Annotated in this window: 14 protein-coding genes; 9 read left to right on the top strand and 5 right to left on the bottom strand. The window is 36.4% G+C overall.

Translation table 11 applies throughout. From position 1 onward, the window contains the following. Positions 1-27 precede the first annotated feature (27 nt). From MM236_RS00385 to MM236_RS00410, 6 genes are all read left to right on the top strand, one after another. Positions 28-1,053 (top strand): glycosyltransferase family 4 protein, encoded by a 1,026-nt coding sequence (locus tag MM236_RS00385; protein WP_241272938.1) that lies wholly within the window; start codon positions 28-30, stop codon positions 1,051-1,053. Between the two features lie 21 nt (positions 1,054-1,074). Then, positions 1,075-2,553 (top strand): oligosaccharide flippase family protein, encoded by a 1,479-nt coding sequence (locus MM236_RS00390; protein WP_241272939.1) that lies wholly within the window; start codon positions 1,075-1,077, stop codon positions 2,551-2,553. Between the two features lie 544 nt (positions 2,554-3,097). Continuing rightward, positions 3,098-4,021, top strand: coding sequence for a universal stress protein (locus MM236_RS00395; RefSeq protein ID WP_241272940.1), 924 nt, complete (start codon positions 3,098-3,100; stop codon positions 4,019-4,021). A gap of 565 nt (positions 4,022-4,586) precedes the next feature. Next, a complete protein-coding gene (locus tag MM236_RS00400) occupies positions 4,587-5,135 on the top strand; it encodes an RNA polymerase sigma factor (RefSeq protein WP_241273329.1) in 549 nt (182 codons plus the stop codon). A gap of 35 nt (positions 5,136-5,170) precedes the next feature. Then, positions 5,171-5,542 carry a hypothetical protein gene (locus MM236_RS00405; RefSeq protein ID WP_241272941.1) on the top strand — a complete coding sequence of 124 codons (372 nt, stop codon included), beginning with the start codon at positions 5,171-5,173 and terminating at the stop codon, positions 5,540-5,542. An 11-nt stretch (positions 5,543-5,553) separates the two neighbouring features. Next, on the top strand, positions 5,554-6,006 hold the full coding sequence (locus MM236_RS00410) for a hypothetical protein (RefSeq protein ID WP_241272942.1): 453 nt from the start codon (positions 5,554-5,556) through the stop codon (positions 6,004-6,006). A 35-nt stretch (positions 6,007-6,041) separates the two neighbouring features. Here the strand turns inward: MM236_RS00410 and mscL are convergent, their stop codons facing one another. Then, entirely contained in the window at positions 6,042-6,461 is a 420-nt protein-coding gene (mscL, locus tag MM236_RS00415; protein ID WP_241272943.1) for a large-conductance mechanosensitive channel protein MscL, read from the bottom strand. 162 nt (positions 6,462-6,623) lie between these two features. Between mscL and MM236_RS00420 the strand changes: the two genes are divergently transcribed. Together MM236_RS00420 and pfkA are read left to right on the top strand one after the other, a co-directional pair. Beyond that, positions 6,624-7,004: a methylglyoxal synthase gene (locus MM236_RS00420; protein WP_241272944.1), complete on the top strand. Its 381-nt coding sequence runs from the start codon at positions 6,624-6,626 to the stop codon at positions 7,002-7,004. Further along, positions 7,004-7,990, top strand: a complete 987-nt coding sequence (gene pfkA, locus MM236_RS00425; protein WP_241272945.1) for a 6-phosphofructokinase — start codon at positions 7,004-7,006, stop codon at positions 7,988-7,990. The genes MM236_RS00420 and pfkA overlap by 1 nt, the downstream gene beginning before the upstream one ends. Before the next feature lie 63 nt (positions 7,991-8,053). Here pfkA and MM236_RS00430 read toward each other — a convergent pair whose 3' ends face one another. The 4 genes from MM236_RS00430 to MM236_RS00445 all read right to left on the bottom strand — a co-directional run bounded on the left by MM236_RS00430 (position 8,054) and on the right by MM236_RS00445 (position 14,720). Next, the gene (locus MM236_RS00430) at positions 8,054-9,607 is read right to left on the bottom strand and encodes an alpha-amylase family glycosyl hydrolase (RefSeq protein WP_241272946.1); all 1,554 of its coding nucleotides are present in this window, start codon (positions 9,605-9,607) and stop codon (positions 8,054-8,056) included. 69 nt (positions 9,608-9,676) lie between these two features. Further along, the gene (gene fbaA / locus MM236_RS00435) at positions 9,677-10,738 is read right to left on the bottom strand and encodes a class II fructose-bisphosphate aldolase (RefSeq protein ID WP_241272947.1); all 1,062 of its coding nucleotides are present in this window, start codon (positions 10,736-10,738) and stop codon (positions 9,677-9,679) included. 21 nt (positions 10,739-10,759) lie between these two features. Then, positions 10,760-13,555 (bottom strand): alpha-amylase family glycosyl hydrolase, encoded by a 2,796-nt coding sequence (locus MM236_RS00440; protein WP_241272948.1) that lies wholly within the window; start codon positions 13,553-13,555, stop codon positions 10,760-10,762. Positions 13,556-13,673: 118 nt separating this feature from the next. Next, positions 13,674-14,720, bottom strand: coding sequence for a SusE domain-containing protein (locus tag MM236_RS00445; RefSeq protein ID WP_241272949.1), 1,047 nt, complete (start codon positions 14,718-14,720; stop codon positions 13,674-13,676). A 345-nt stretch (positions 14,721-15,065) separates the two neighbouring features. Here MM236_RS00445 and MM236_RS00450 point away from each other — a divergent pair, with 345 nt between their 5' ends. After that, positions 15,066-16,106 (top strand): LacI family DNA-binding transcriptional regulator, encoded by a 1,041-nt coding sequence (locus MM236_RS00450; RefSeq protein ID WP_241272950.1) that lies wholly within the window; start codon positions 15,066-15,068, stop codon positions 16,104-16,106. The last annotated feature ends 59 nt before the right edge of the window (positions 16,107-16,165 follow it).

Here is a 16,165-nt window from a genome sequence, read left to right on the forward strand (position 1 = left end):
TTGAACAACCTCAATTTAAGATCTCAAATGATTATATACATTTATCCAGTAAAGACAGCATTTACTGAACGTGATATTCACATGTTGAGAGCCGAATTCAAAGTAAAAGCATTGGCATTTACGCAATCGCCTTTGATGCTTCCTTTTTTTCTGATTTTACAATTCTTCCAATTATTGATTCTTCTACCTTTCACAAATCATTACCTCTGTTTTTTTGGAGGTTGGCATAGTGTGATTCCAACATTCTTTGGCAAGCTTTTCAACATCCCCACTTTCATTCAAGCTGGAGGAACTGATGCTGTCAATATGCCAAGTATAAATTATGGGAATTATCGAAAAAAATGGCTCAGAAAAGCCACTACTTACAGCTTTCTGAATTGCAGCAAAATCCTACCCGTGGCAGACAGTCTTGTTGGTTATGATTATCATTACGATCCCAATATTCCTAGAAAACAAGGTTTAAGAAACTTGATTCCAAATCTAAAAACGCCTATTGAAGTTATTCATAATGGATTTGATGCTGTTTTCTGGAAAAATTTGGAAATAGAAAGATTTACTTATTCATTCATCACTGTTGCCAAAGGCATTTCAAAATCAGCTCGAGCAAGAGTAAAAGGAATCGACTTAATAGAATTGCTTGCCCTTGAATTTCCACAATACAAATTCACACTTTTGGGAGACGAAGAATATATTCCAAATTCAAAAAACATACATGTAATCGGCTCAATGCAACCAAAGGAAATGGTGAAAATTCTAAACCAACATCAATTCTATTTGCAACTATCGACTTCCGAAGGCTTTCCAAATGCCTTAGCGGAAGCAATGCTCTGTGGATGTGTCCCAATAGGTTCGGCCGTTGGAGATATTCCTGCGATAATAGGGAACACGGGTTTGATCTTGGAAAATCGAGATTTCGAAAAACTCAAAAGTTTAGTACAAATGGTTGATCATGACTTGTTTTCAGAGAAAAGTAAATTGGCAAGAGACAGAATTGTTTCTGAATTTTCTTTCGAAAAAAGAAAAAATGCGCTTTTATCTTTAATTAAAAGTTAAAATTGAATCAGAAAAGAAAATATGAAACCAATCGCACGTCAAAGTATCTTAACCACATTATCCTCCTATTTAGGGGTGGTGATTGGGTATTTCAATGTACTTTGGCTTCTTCCTTATGCCTTGGAACCAGAGCAAATTGGGATATTTAGGACTATCCAAGATATGGCATTGCTATTTGTTCCTTTTGCACAACTTGGGGTTGGCAATGGAATTACGAGGTTTTATCCAAAAGTAAAATCTTCTCAATTTTCGTTTTTTACACTGAGTCTTTTGCTTTCCCTTTTTGGCTTTTTGGTTGTGGCGGTATTGTTTTTTTTCTTCAAAGACACCCTAATTTCTGCCTTTGCGACCAATTCTCCAGAAGTCATTGATTTCTTTGGTGTGGTTTTATTTATCACACTATTCTCTGTTTTGAATACGATACTGGACGCTTTTTGTAGATCATTTTTGAAAGTAGCAGTACCTGCTTTTTTCAGGGAGGTAATTTTGAGATTACTTGTAGCAATCCTTATCGCTTTCTATCTGCTTCGCTGGGTGAGTTTTGATATTTTTATGTGGGGCTTGGCTTTGACGTATTTCATAGCACTTTTGGGAATGATCATTTACATGATAAGAGTTGATCTTTTCAAGCTAAACTTCCGGTTCAGTGATTTTCCTGTAGGTTTTTTAAAGGAATTTATCAATTACAATTTGATAACACTTTTAGGAACAACTGGCGCAATCTTGATTATGAAGATTGATAGCTTGATGGTCAGTTCATTGATTGGCTTAGACGCAAATGCAATTTATACCATAGCATTTTCGATTGCTGTGGTGATCGAAATGCCAAGAAGAGCAATCTCCCAGGTGATCATGCCAGTGGTAGCGGAACATTTTGAAAAAAACGAATTATCTGAGATCAATAAACTTTACAAACAAGTAGCTGTCCACCAATTATTGATTTGTTTGCTTTTGTTTTTGGGTATTTGGTCTAGTATTGATAGTCTTTATCATTTTGTTCCGAACAATCAGGTGTATGAAGTCGGCAAATGGGTGGTACTTTGGATTGGCTTGGGAAAATTGTCAGATGTACTCTTTTCAATCAACGGTGAAATCATCGTTTTTTCGAAATATTATGTGTTCAACATAACTGCTACATTGATAATGTGCGTAGCAGTAATCATTCTTAATCTGGTTTTGATCCCACTGATGGACATAGAAGGCGCAGCGCTTGCATCATTTTTGGCCATGTTTCTATTCAACTTTGTAAAGTACATCTATGTCAAAAATCGATTGAATTTTGACCCTTTTTCGATGGATATTTTAAAAATCATATTCTTGGGAATCATCACATTCACGATTCAATACTATTTGTTCCAAAACCGAGAGTTGGGAATTTCAGATATAATTTTAAGATCACTAGTGGTGATTTTAGTGTATTTAGGAGGAATTTTTTTACTGAATATTGCTAAAGAAAGCAGAGAAAGCATTATCAAAAAAATAAAAAGAACCGGATCTTAGAGTGTTACAAACCCCTTTATAGACAAGATTTGAGCTGCCTTGAAATCGCAAACTTCCACTGTTATCCTGACTCCGAAGAGACGAGGTTCCGTCCCGATAGCTATCGGGAGAAATGAGGCCTGTTTTTGAAAAGGGCTTCACTCGGTAATTTATGTTAATTGTGAAGTTTGAACATGTCGGCGACCCGGTTCCTTGGACAAATATACGGATTATACTTGGAGAAGTTAACGATCCGCAAGTCATTATTCACCATTAATGGTAAACCATACAGAACATTATTCTATTATTCCCATCTCCAAAAAACAACTACAACACAATGGCTGTATATTTAACAAAAAAGTAAATAAATTAGGCAAAAGCTCGGAATATAATTAAAATTGGAAAAAATACAGATTAGAATAATTTTTGAAATTATCTGCCTTTTTGCATTTCACTGATATTTGGAAAAACCAAAGATTATTTCGCAACCACAAAATATTATTCCAGTAAATTGAAAAACTCAATTTAATTATCAATAATTTTGCAGCGGTAAAAGCGCATTAAAATGTATCAAATCAAAAAGCTCATAGTTTGTCTTGATCAAACAGAATTAGACGAAACTTTAATCAAATTTGCGTCATTTGTTGCACAGGTAAATCAGACGAAGAAAATCTATTTTACCAATGTGATCCGCAACCTAAATATCCCCAAAGAGGTCATTGAAGAGTTTCCTAATTTGATTGAGAATATTGTAGAGGAGAGAAAAACCAAAATGAAAGAGTTGGTGAGCCGAAATTTTACAGTATCAAAGGATATAGAGCTTTCATTTGTGGTGAAGGAAGGGCAGTTATCCAAGAAAATCCTGAAACTCGCCCACGAAAAATCCGCGGATATGATCATTCTTGGAAGAAAAGTTCAATTGTCCGGAACAGGCGTCTTGTCCCAAAGATTGGCAAGAAGGGCTAGTTGTTCCTTGTTGATTATCCCAGAAAACTCCATCCCAAAAATTGACAAACTGCTGGTTCCAAGTGACTTTTCGGATTATTCAAAAGACGCAATGGAAGAAGCCATTATGATCGTAGGGAAATATGGTGGCAAGGCCGAGATCTTCTGCCAGAATGTATTTTCTATACCTTCAGGCTATCATTTTTCAGGTAAAACATACGAGGAGTTTGCTGCAATCATGCAAATGCATGCTGAGATCAATTTCAAAAAATTCATAAGAAAAATAGATACAAAAGGAATCAATATCAATCCACTTTATACCAAGGATGAAGACGATGATCCTGTAGAGGACATCCTTGCCAAAGCAAATGAAATCAATGCTGATGGAATCATCATTGGCGCTAAAGGACGAACTGCCGCTACAGCTTTGTTTATCGGAAGTATGGCTGAGCGCTTGATCCAAATGAATCATAAGATCCCCCTTCTAGTCACCCGTCCAAAAGGTAAAAACGCAGGAATCTTGGATTATATACTGGAGATCTAATCAACCTTTGGGGTTTTCTAAAACCCCGAAGGTTTTTATACCAACCATTACCAGAAGAACACTAGAAATATTTTTTTAGTATCAGATAAGGTATCTCTACCCATGAAAATAATTGACGCTTTTTTTTGATTGTTCTTTATTGGAGAAGCGAGACAGAAGCAGGGATGAAATCAACCCCGAAGTGCCTGCCTGCTGCAGGCAGGGTTAAACTTTGAATAGCCCCGGATTGCTACCCGGGGATCAAAGTAGATGAGAGAAACAACAACCCCGAAGTGGGTTGAACCCTACTAATTGTAAGAATAAAGTGTCAACTATTTTCAGGACAAGACCTTCACACCTCAACTTCAATTTTAACTTTCCAATTTCAAATAGGGACGAGACCTCTCTCCCGGATCCTTTCGGGAGAAAGGTGACTCATATCTTATTTCTCATCTCTCGCTTCAAGACTATTAGACCTGGAAGCTTGTGTCTCATTTCTTGGCACTTAGCCTTCTTTTCGCATTCAAAGTAAAGTTTTTAAAATTTCTCTTTAAACTTATTGGTATATTCATTGTCTAAGAAAGCAATGATGTCACTCAGCGATCTCGCCATCCTAAATATGATCAAAGACCCTAACCAACGTGAAAAGGGTTGTCGTGCATTGGTGGAGACTTATCAAAGACGTGTGTATAGCATTATCAGAAAAATGGTGATCATTCATGAAGATGCAGATGATATCACTCAAAACACCTTCATCAAGGCATTCAAAAATCTGGAAAATTTCCAAAGCAACTCTTCCCTGTTTACTTGGCTCTACAGAATCGCTACAAATGAAAGTTTGAATTTTATAGAGAAAAAGAAAAGGCGCTTCTTCTTTCCAATAGAAGATCATGAGGAAGTGATGAAAAACTACATCGATGAATCCTATTATATCGATGGTGATGAAATAGAAAAACAACTTCAAAAATCTTTGCTCAAACTCCCTGACAAACAAAGACTGGTGTTTAATTTGAAGTATTTTGAAGATTTGAGTTATGATGAAATAAGCCGTATTACAGAGACTTCAGTAGGAGCTCTGAAAGCCAGCTATCATCATGCTGTAAAGAAAATCGAAAATGAATTGAAAATAGAGTAAACCCTTTAGTTTCACTTCTGTCTAAAGCATATATTATGAAAAATTTATCTAAAAAAGGAATTTTCAAGGTACCTGAGCATTACTTTGATACACTTTCTGATCAAATCCTTGAAAAGAGGGCTTCACAAAAGACCAAAATGTTCTACTTAAGAAGTATGGCAGCGGCAGCAGTGGTAATTATAGGTGTGGCAGTCTTTGTTTTCAAGAATGAAGTCAGTGGTCCTGACTATTTCAACCAAAGCATAGCCGAAGACATCAATTTGTATATCAATGCGGGTCATTGGGGAGCTGAAGAAGTCCTTAACTTATCAGATGATCCGAATCTGATTTTGGATCAAATCATTGATCAGGAATGGGGGAATTACAACACAACTGATTTTGAATTGGAAAATGACTTTCTATATTAACCCTAGAGACTATGAAAAACTTAAAATTTATACTTCCTATATTATTTGTATTGATCAGCTCTTCGATATTCGCACAACGAAACGAACAAAAATTCGATAGGGAAAAATATGAGTCAGCAAGGGTGGCATTCATAACTAATAGATTAGATTTAAAACCAGAACAAGCTGAAAAATTCTGGCCTTTATTCAATAAATATAATGAAGACAGGGAGCGGATGATGAGAGAATTGTCCAACATCAACAAACAAAGTGAAGGGGATTTAAATGAAAGTAAAGCAAAAGAACTTATCAGCGAACGTTTTAAAATCCAACAAAGTATTCTTGATTTGGAAAAAGACTTTACCCAAGATATTTCTAAAGTAGTTAGTTCAAGTCAAGCCCTGAAATTAGGAGGAGTTAGTAGGGATTTTGTTAGGCAGATCTACCGAATGAATCAAAGAGGTGGAGATCGAAGAGGAAATTAAAACAAAGAGAGGTGTAAATTTACACCTCTCTTTGTTTATAATTCTTTTTTCTTTAGAAGATCCCGTATTTCTTCCAAAAGCACTTCTGATTTTGGAGGTGCAGCAGGTGCTGCTGGTGCAGCTTCTTCTTTCTTTTTCATGGAATTCATTGCTTTGATGGCAAGGAAAATTACAAAAGCGATAATTAAGAAATCCACTACATTTTGGATAAAATTACCATAACTCAAAGTCACAGCAGGAAAATCCGTACCAGCTTCAGTATAGGCTTCTCTCAATATGATAGCCAAATCCTTGAAGTCCACACCACCGAGTAAGATACCCAAAGGAGGCATGATAATATCATTTACAAATGACGATACAATCTTGCCAAAAGCACCTCCAATAATTACAGCAACAGCCAAATCAATGACATTACCTTTCATTGCAAATGTTTTAAATTCTTTTAACATTCCCATAATTACAAGTTTAATTTTTTGTTTCTTAAATTTTAATAGGAAAAATACGGAAAAATTAAATTAATGCTAACAATCTACTTCTAAATAATATAAATAACATCCGCCATGATTTGAAATTTATTATTTTTCCTAACTTTGAACCATAACCTATTAAACAAAAAAATGAAAATTGCATTGATTGCACATGACGGTAAAAAAGCCGATATGGTTCATTTCCTGTCGGGATTTAAAGATGAATTGTTAAAAGAAGATATACACCTAGTGGCCACTGGCACTACTGGATCACACATTGCGAGAGCGGGTTTTGAAGTTCAAAAACTATTATCTGGACCATTAGGAGGAGATGCACAAATTGCAGCTATGGCAGCAGAAAAAGAATTGGATTTGGTTATTTTTTTTAGGGATCCACTTGATAAGCATCCTCATGAACCGGATGTACAGATGCTAATGCGAATATGTGATGTCCACAACATCCCTTTGGCCACTAATCCTGCCGCTGCGGATATGTTTTTTAAATATTTAACCTTGCTTAGAAAAAAATAATGGAAATCAAAACGATAAAGAAAATTGGTGTCTTGACCTCTGGTGGAGATGCACCTGGAATGAACGCGGCAATTAGGGCTACTGTAAGAGCTGGCTTCTATTACAACCTGGAGATGTATGGGATATACAGGGGCTATGAGGGGATGATTAATGATGAAATCAAAAAACTTGAAAGTAAGAATATTGCACATGTTTTAGAAAGAGGTGGTACATTCCTCAAGTCGGCCAGAAGTGCAGAATTCAGGACTAAAGAAGGAAGACAAAAAGCATATGACAACCTAAAAAAGCACGGTATCGATGCTTTGGTGGTAATTGGTGGTGATGGATCCTTGACTGGTGCACATTTGTTTTTCCAGGAATTTGGAATCCCAGCTATAGGCCTTCCAGGTACCATAGACAATGATCTTTCAGGAACTGATAGCACGATTGGCTTTGACACGGCATGCAATACTGCAATTCAGGCAATTGATAAGATACGAGACACAGCTACCTCACATGACAGATTGTTTTTTGTAGAAGTGATGGGAAGAGATGCTGGATTCATCGCAATCAATGCAGGAATAGGAAGTGCAGCAGCCGCAACACTTATTCCTGAGAAGAAAATGCCTATAGAAAGATTAGTAGAAAGGCTAAAAGCTAGAACCAAAGCACTCAAGCAATCAAATATTGTAATAGTAGCCGAAGGTGGAAAAAGTGGTGGTGCAGCAGAAATTGCATCAAAAATCAAAAAACAGCTTCCATACTATGATATTAAAGTCACGATTCTAGGCCACTTGCAGCGCGGCGGTTCACCGACATCTTTTGATAGAGTGCTAGCGAGCAAACTTGGGGTGGCAGCGGTAGAAGGTCTTATGCAAGGGAAATATGATGTGATGGCTGGGATTATCAACAATAAAATTGTATTTACACCTATCACAAAAGCAATAGTGGATGATAAGGAAGTAGATGAAGATGATTTTAGAATTGCAAAAATCCTCTCGACCTAAGGAATTACAGAATTTGAATGAATAAAAAAGACCTGCTAAAATAAAATTTAGCAGGTCTTTTTTTTAATCTTTAGATAAAATCAATGTGGAATAAGGGGGTAAATCAATCACCATATCATCCAAAGAACCTAATCCTAAAGTGAATAAAACTTTATCAAAATCTTTCGGTGCATCAATTGATAGCGTTTGGTCAGAAAGATTATGCACCACAAAAAGTTGCTGTTCTTTGTATGATCTATAGTAAGCCATCAAAGGCTTTGCCAATTCCTCTTCATAAAGTGACAAATCCCCTAAAGCCAATGCACGATTTGAATTTCTCAATTTAATCACCTCCCTATAGTGATTGAAAAAACTCGTACTCATAGATTTTTGGATGGCAAGTGGTGTCACCATATCATCAATTGAATATTCTGCCTCAATCCAAGTTGTCCGACCAGTATCGTTTGCCTTGATGTCCCAAAGGAAAGGTTCTCTTATGTTTTCATCAGGTTTTTTTCCAAGCATCCCAATCTCTTCTCCATAATACAAGTAAGGCGCTCCAGGCATCGACATCAGGATTGTGATAGCTTGCTTCAATTTTCTGGGATTACCTCCCAACGAATTTAATAATCTAGGCTGATCATGATTTGATGAAAAAGTCGCATCAATAAATTCATCAGATATTTGTTGGTAAAAATCCAATATTTCTTTTTGATTTTTTGCCAACAACATACCATCTTCCTCTTCATAAGCCTTCAAAAGAGTGTAATGAAAATCAAAATTGAATAATGCGGGTAATCCTGGCAAATATGGAGCAACCACTTCTTTCATATCATAAACCTCCCCTACCAAATACACATCAGGCTTAATTTTAGTCATTTCAGATCTAAATTCTTTCCAAAACGCATGATTATCTTCCGCTCTGTCATCAGGAAAGATATGTTTGGCTGCATCCAATCTAAATCCATCTACTCCAATTTCCTCCAACCAAAAACGTCCAATTTCATAGATCTCTTCTCTTACTTTTGGATTATCAAAATTCAGATCTGGCATACCTCCTATAAAAAAACCATAATAAAAATCTTCTCCTACCCCTGGATCATGCCACTGTCTAATATTGTCACTGTCTAAAGTAATAGTCTTTTTGTTTAAAAAATCTGCAATTGTATCCTTTTGAGCCCAAACGTAGTAATCCCTATAAGGATTATCTCTTCCTTTTCGAGACTCCACAAACCACGGATGCTCGCTACTCGTGTGATTGATGATCAAATCTATCACTACCTTGATATCTTTGCTATGAGCTACTTCCAACATATTTTTGAAATCATCCATAGTTCCGTAATCTGGATGAATAGCTTTATAATCTGTCACGTCATACTTATGATAGCTTGGAGAGGGCATGATTGGCATAAACCAAATTGCGTTTGCACCCAACTCTTTTACATGATCTATTTTCTTGGCAACTCCATTGAAATCCCCTATTCCATCACCGTTTGAATCATAAAAAGACTGGACAAAAATTTCATATGTAATGCCTGCATGTGGCCAATGATTTTCTACTTTGGTCTCTGTAGAATGCGAACAAGATGTCTGTAATGCCAAAACAAAAAGAAACAATATGGGTAAATATATTTTCATAGGATAATAGGTATTAAAATAGAAAAAGTCACTTAATAGTGACCTTTTCTAAACTAGGTTAATTTGATCTTAGTTTCTGTTGATTGCATTAAGCATATCAAATGCAACTTCAAGTCTTTCTACAAAGTTTTCTTCACCTTTTCTCATCCAAGCTCTTGGATCATAGAATTTCTTATTAGGACTATCTGGCCCATTAGGATTACCTAGTTGTGTTTGAAGAAATCCTTCATTCTTTTGGTAATATTTCAAAACACCTTCCCAGAATGCCCATTGCATATCTGTATCAATGTTCATTTTTACAGAACCGTAGCTGTTTGCTTCTCTGATTTCTTCTACAGTAGACCCTGAGCCGCCATGGAATACAAAGAACAAAGGCTTACCTGAAGTTCCATATTTCTCATTGATATAATCTTGAGAATTTTTTAGGATGATTGGTTTTAGACTTACGTTTCCTGGCTTGTAAACACCATGCACATTGCCAAAAGCAGCAGCTATGGTAAACATATCCCCCACTTTTTTCAAGTTTTCATAGGCATATGCTACTTCTTCTGGCTGTGTATATAGCTTAGAACTATCGATATCTGTATTGTCTACACCATCTTCTTCACCACCAGTCACACCTAGCTCGATCTCAATGGCCATTTGTAGTTTGTTCAACTCTTCAAAGTACTTTACAGAAGTCCCAACATTCTCTTCCAAAGACTCTTCTGACAAGTCAAGCATGTGAGAACTATATAGTGGTCTTTTGAAAGCTTCATAGTAAGATTTCCCTTCTGCTATCATGCCATCTACCCAAGGTAATAATTTTTTTGCTGCGTGATCTGTATGCAAAATTACAGGAACACCGTATGCTTCTGCCATTTTATGAACATGCAAAGCACCAGAAACAGCTCCAGCAACACTCGCTTGTTGTTTGTCATTTGGAAGTGATTTCCCTGCATAAAATTGGGCTCCACCATTTGAAAATTGAATGATCACTGGAGAATTTACTTTTTTAGCAGTCTCCAAAACGCCATTTATAGTACTGGTATTGATCACATTTACCGCTGGAAGTGCAAATTCACTTTCCTTTGCGTAAGACAATAAGTCTTTCAGCTCTTCACCGTACTTTACTCCTGGTTTGAATTTCATGTTGTTGATTTAATGGTTTGATTATTTTTTTATAAATCGCCTTCTGAGCAGCTGACGATTATCATTAAGCTCAAAGATATAAAGACCTGCCTTAAAATCCTTTATTTCCAACTCTAAAAAATTATTTACATTTTTGGAATCGCCTTCGACTAGGACTTTTCCTGTCACATCCAATACTCTATAATTGAATTGGTTAAACCCTTTTGGAAGTGAAATATTTAGGTTTTCATTAACTGGATTTGGATATAATTTAAATTCTGAATCATCTATGATCTCCTTTTCTATCGATGTAATAATATCCTCGAGGATCTCTCCTTCTGGGAGCGGAAGCTTTTGGTTGGTATAGAGCAAAAACTGATTCGCCCTTATTCTGGAGTTTAGCGTATTTGATGTCACATTAATCTCTGCTTCAGTAAAATAATTATACCAAGTGCCATCTGATGGAAATGTAAGTGTTGCATTGTTCACATCTGTCAATCCAAAATTTCCATAAAGTACTATTTGAAGATCTCCATCACCTACTTGGATTGATTTCACCGGCTGTGTCAAAGACAAGGTGACATTATCTGGATCATTGAAAATATTATAATCATTCTTTAACTTAATCATTGCCCTGTAGAGATTATACAACCTCTGTCTTTCGGGATTTTCTAGGTAATTCCATCTGGTCGGTTTCACTCCTAATCGATCATTATTCAATTCCAAATCATATCCATATTCTTCAAACTGCCATAGCATTTTCGGACCTGGTATCGCAAAAAAGAAAGTAGCCAACAACTGATTTCTATTCACTCCATTTCTCAATTCACGAATATTGACTGGTGAGGTCTGTCCAAAAGTCAATGATTCCCACATAGTGCGTTCTTCATCATGACTCTCCATATAACTTACAAGGTTGTTCTGATCCCATCCCCTAGTCTTATAATATCCCCAGTCAAAGTTTCTGGAATTCCCTTTGGCCATTTCCCTAAAATCATTATTCAAATTGCCCCAAAACATCATTCCATAGTTAGCAAGCTCCCTCTCCTCACTATTGTCTGCAAAATGTTCCAAAATCACATAAGCATCAGGATGATGTTCTTTGATATTATCATAAATATCTTTCCAAATTTCAATCCTAGATTCATCTCTTTGGCTCCATTGAGAAACGTTATCTCCAGAATTTACTTGAGTAAAACCTTTGCTCAAATCAAATCTGTAGCCATCAAATTTATATTCTGAAAGCCAATAATTATTTACTGTATCCACAAATGCTTTTGTGTATGCGCTTTCATGATTGAAATCATAACCAACATTGAATGGATGTCTAGCAACTCTATTGAACCAAGGGTTGTCTAGAGTAGGAGCTCCATAATCACCATCATTATAAAGTCTCACCATCGGATTCTGACCAAAGGCATGATTCAAAACCATGTCTAAAATCACAACCATATCTCGCTTGTGCGCTTCATCGATCAACTCTTTCAATTCATTTTTAGTCCCATAGTATTTGTCAGGAGCAAAAAAGAAAGATGGATTGTATCCCCATGACAAATTCCCTTCAAACTCTTTTATAGGCATTAATTCAATTGCATTTATCCCTAAATCTTTCAAATAATCTAACCTCTCGGTCACAGCCTTATACGTTCTTCTATCATCAAAGTCCCTTACCAACAGTTCATACACTACCAATTCTTCCGGTTCTGGTTTGTTGTATTCCAAATACTTCCATTCATAAGGTTGCTGAGCTGTCTGGAGATAGGTAGCCTGGAATAATGTTTTACCACTTGGAAATGGTTTAAGGCCTGGATATCTGTTTTGGTCAATTATTTCTTGATCATTGAAAGGGTCTGATGTTTTGTCAGCATAAGGGTCTCCTATCCGAATGCTCCCATCAACTAGATACTGGAAAATGTATTCTTCACCTGGTGTAAGATTTGATACATTTAGCCAAAAAAGTTCTTTGTCAGGCGTCTGAAACATTTGATAGTCAGGCAAAATCTGCCAGTCATTAAAATCTCCAATAACAAAAACATTTTTCTTGTCAGGCGCTTCCAACACCAAGATCACCTCTGTATCAGAAATATAATTGATACCTTTCTTTGCACCTTGGGGTAGAGTCGCTTGTGGGCTTTGTCCTACGACGTTGATAGTAACTGTAGAAGTGGTCTCTTCTGATCCGGCCACAGCTTTTGCTTGGATTACGAATACACCTTCGGACGTAGCTTGAAATTCATAATTGAGTGTTTCTACATCTGATGCACTAGCCACAGGTGTATCATTCACTAAGATACTCAAATCAGAAGCTTGCGATGCGACTATAGCTATTTCTTGGGACTCTCCTACTTCCAAAAGCATTGAATTTGTCTGAGGATTAGTGAAGCTCACCTCAAAACCTTGACTCAAATTCACGAAAAAATCTCCGTTGGTACTTGTTTTTCCCTCTAGGTTGCCTGCAGCATTCCTAAACACCATACCCATTCTATATATCACTTGATCTCCAGTAGGGTTAAAAAATTCATTTGGAATAATTTCCCACTCCCAAACATTGTTTTCGCCCTCTACTTTTGACATAAGTGCGGCTTGATTTGCTGTCCCCCATTCAAATGGAACAATTGACCAAGTATTTGATGTTGGGCTTTCGATGACTGCTCCTATGTGAATATACACAGCATCTACTCCAGCCAAACCAGTCGTGCCTTGGCTTGCATCGTAGATAATCTTAACTTTCTGGTCGGCACGTGGAAAGCCTGGCACTGTGGTTACTTGTGCTTGGATATTTCCCCAAAAGAAAAATATCAATGCACAAATGGATGAACTTGTAATTTTGAATTTCATATAATTGCAATCGAGGGCCGGTGATTTGTTAATTGACAAAAATCCAAAAACTAGATTTGGTTTAAAGAAAAAAAGTACTGGGATTATCCAGTACTTTTTTTCCAATTACTATATAGGATTAATTTTTTGTTACTGAATATCGTACAGTTCCAGGAGTTTTGAAATCCAAGGTAATGGTATAATTCCCAGCCTCAGCAATTGGAATATCAGCACCATCGTTATTAAATCCAGCTATTCCTTCTTCATCTGAAGCACCATAATTTTGATCCCAAGTATTTGTTCTAAACTTAAGAAATCCAGCAGTCAAGTTGGTAGTAATATTCAAAATATTCTCTGCCGCATTAAATGTCATAGGGGTTTCATTATCCCAACCACCTGCGGTAGCATCACCGATAATTCCCCAAATACCTATTCTTTCTAATTCATAAGTTAGGTTTTCAAGATCAGCTTTTACTCTATATGTCCCAAAGCCATCTTCAATTTCTATATCTGATCCTTTTTCCACTAGGCTGCCAGGTGTCGCTCCTAAACCAAAATCTGGAAATGCATCCCACTCTGGACCAGTTATGAATTTAAATGCACCAGACCCTGAAAGAATATGGACAAAGCCTTCATAAACATCATCTGAATTTTCAGAAAAGATCACTGTATTATCATTTATAGGAGCCCAGCCTTGGTAATCACCAGGAACCCTTAAAAATGGTAAATCCACATCAGTAGGATAAGGTGTCACTGAAATGGTCATTCCAGGGCCAAAAACGTCTGGAATAGATCTACTCGGGATAGCCTTAACTCTAAACTCCAAATCTCCAGCAACTTCAGGAGTCAAACCTTTTGCAAGAGCTCTCCTATTCAATTCAGAAACTTCAACCTCAACGGTAGTGGTAGTAGATGTACCAACAGCAAGAGGTGCTGCAAAATTATTCCCTACTGCATCTACTTGGATTTCATAAGTTACTTCTGAAACTTGCGTCCCAAAGTTTGCTGCATTTACATTAAAAACAAGCATCTCTTCTGCATCCGCAACGTTCAAAATTAAACTTGTTGGAGGGGATGCTAATGTTGCTCCTTCTTGCTGAATTATTTTTGGCTGCTCAAGAGGGTCACATGACCAGATAAGTGGTAGTGCAAAGACTACAAATAGAAGTTTAGTAAATACTCTCATAATGGTTTTTGGTATAAATTGTTAATTCAATAGGGTAAATAATTTATATTTTTACTTTGATAAATCACATGCACTTTATCAATCATCATTGAACTTTAAGATTTTCAGATTAAGGCATATAACTATATTAGTCAATGTGATTTTTTTATGCAAGGAATTGTTGAAAAAAACACCACAAAAAAACTATGCAAACGTCACCGCAATCGATTGTGTTAATTTTCATTTTATAGGATTTATTGTGGAATTGGGTTTAGATTAGAAAAAAAAATAGTAGAAATAACTATTTAAGATTTAATTTTCGTATTATTTCATATTAAATTGAAATCTTAGAATAATATAATTTTCATGAAACTAGGCCAAGCCACTATCAAAGATATTGCTAAGGAACTAAATGTCTCCCTGTCGACTGTATCCAGAGCACTAAAGGACTACCCAGGAATCAGCAGTGAAACAAAAAGAAAAGTAAAAGAACTTGCCGAAAAACTAAATTATAGACCCAATGCAATAGCTCTAAGTCTAAGGAAAAGCAAATCCTTTACCATTGGTGTCATTATTCCTGAAGTTGTACATTTCTTTTTTTCCACTGTGATCAGTGGAATTGAAGAAGTTGCTTTTGCAAATGGCTACAATGTCATTCTTTGTCAAACAAATGAAAAACTCCAAAGAGAGTTGAGCAGTATCGAAGCTATGCTTGATAATCAGGTCGATGGCCTTCTAGTCAGTTACTCAAAGGAAACTGAAGACTTTGAACATTTTACAAAACTACTGAAACAGAACTTTCCGATAGTATTTTTTGATCGAGTTCCAGAGATTGAGAATACGGTGAACGTAACTGTGAATGATTTCAAAGGTGCATATGACGCCACCTCCCACTTGATCAATCAAGGGTATAAAAATATCGCGCATTTGGCAGGACCAAAAAACCTTACAATAAGCAGAAAAAGACTAGATGGATATTTAGCTGCACTTCAGGATCATTCCATCAAACAAAACCCTGATTGGATTATCCCATGCCCAATAGGAACGCAGGAAGAAAGTTTTAATTTCACCAAAAAACTATTTGAAAATGGAAAAATTAAACCAGATGGTATTTTTGCAAGCAATGACATTGCTGCTGCTGGAGCCATGATGGCAGTAAAATCTTTGGGACTAAAAGTCCCTGGTGATGTAGGTATCGTAGGTTTTTCTGATTGGCAATTCTCCTCCATGATAGACCCTCCCCTCTCAACAGTATCCCAACCAGGTTTTCAAATGGGTGAAAAAGCAATTTCCCTGCTCCTTGAAATGATCAATAAAAAGAAAGATGAAATTTGGTCTCCAAAAACAGTGGTATTGGAAACAGAATTGATTATCAGGAAATCATCAGAGAAAATCAATAAAATATAGTCTGAATTTTAAACACTTTTCAGTTGAGGATTCTAAAGCTTTGATAGGACAAAGTAGGC

The sequence above is a fragment of the Belliella calami genome (assembly GCF_022549695.1).
GTDB lineage: Bacteria > Bacteroidota > Bacteroidia > Cytophagales > Cyclobacteriaceae > Belliella > Belliella calami.

What these genes read in the sequence shown, in the direction of transcription:
- MM236_RS00390 (WP_241272939.1), top strand. Translation starts at nt 1,075, where the DNA reads ATGAAACCAATCGCACGTCAAAGTATCTTAACCACATTATCCTCCTAT.
- MM236_RS00440 (WP_241272948.1), bottom strand. Translation starts at nt 13,555, where the DNA reads ATGAAATTCAAAATTACAAGTTCATCCATTTGTGCATTGATATTTTTC.
- fbaA (WP_241272947.1), bottom strand. Translation starts at nt 10,738, where the DNA reads ATGAAATTCAAACCAGGAGTAAAGTACGGTGAAGAGCTGAAAGACTTA.
- MM236_RS00445 (WP_241272949.1), bottom strand. Translation starts at nt 14,720, where the DNA reads ATGAGAGTATTTACTAAACTTCTATTTGTAGTCTTTGCACTACCACTT.
- MM236_RS00385 (WP_241272938.1), top strand. Translation starts at nt 28, where the DNA reads ATGATTATATACATTTATCCAGTAAAGACAGCATTTACTGAACGTGAT.
- MM236_RS00395 (WP_241272940.1), top strand. Translation starts at nt 3,098, where the DNA reads ATGTATCAAATCAAAAAGCTCATAGTTTGTCTTGATCAAACAGAATTA.
- pfkA (WP_241272945.1), top strand. Translation starts at nt 7,004, where the DNA reads ATGGAAATCAAAACGATAAAGAAAATTGGTGTCTTGACCTCTGGTGGA.
- mscL (WP_241272943.1), bottom strand. Translation starts at nt 6,461, where the DNA reads ATGGGAATGTTAAAAGAATTTAAAACATTTGCAATGAAAGGTAATGTC.
- MM236_RS00405 (WP_241272941.1), top strand. Translation starts at nt 5,171, where the DNA reads ATGAAAAATTTATCTAAAAAAGGAATTTTCAAGGTACCTGAGCATTAC.
- MM236_RS00430 (WP_241272946.1), bottom strand. Translation starts at nt 9,607, where the DNA reads ATGAAAATATATTTACCCATATTGTTTCTTTTTGTTTTGGCATTACAG.
- MM236_RS00420 (WP_241272944.1), top strand. Translation starts at nt 6,624, where the DNA reads ATGAAAATTGCATTGATTGCACATGACGGTAAAAAAGCCGATATGGTT.
- MM236_RS00400 (WP_241273329.1), top strand. Translation starts at nt 4,587, where the DNA reads ATGATGTCACTCAGCGATCTCGCCATCCTAAATATGATCAAAGACCCT.
- MM236_RS00410 (WP_241272942.1), top strand. Translation starts at nt 5,554, where the DNA reads ATGAAAAACTTAAAATTTATACTTCCTATATTATTTGTATTGATCAGC.
- MM236_RS00450 (WP_241272950.1), top strand. Translation starts at nt 15,066, where the DNA reads ATGAAACTAGGCCAAGCCACTATCAAAGATATTGCTAAGGAACTAAAT.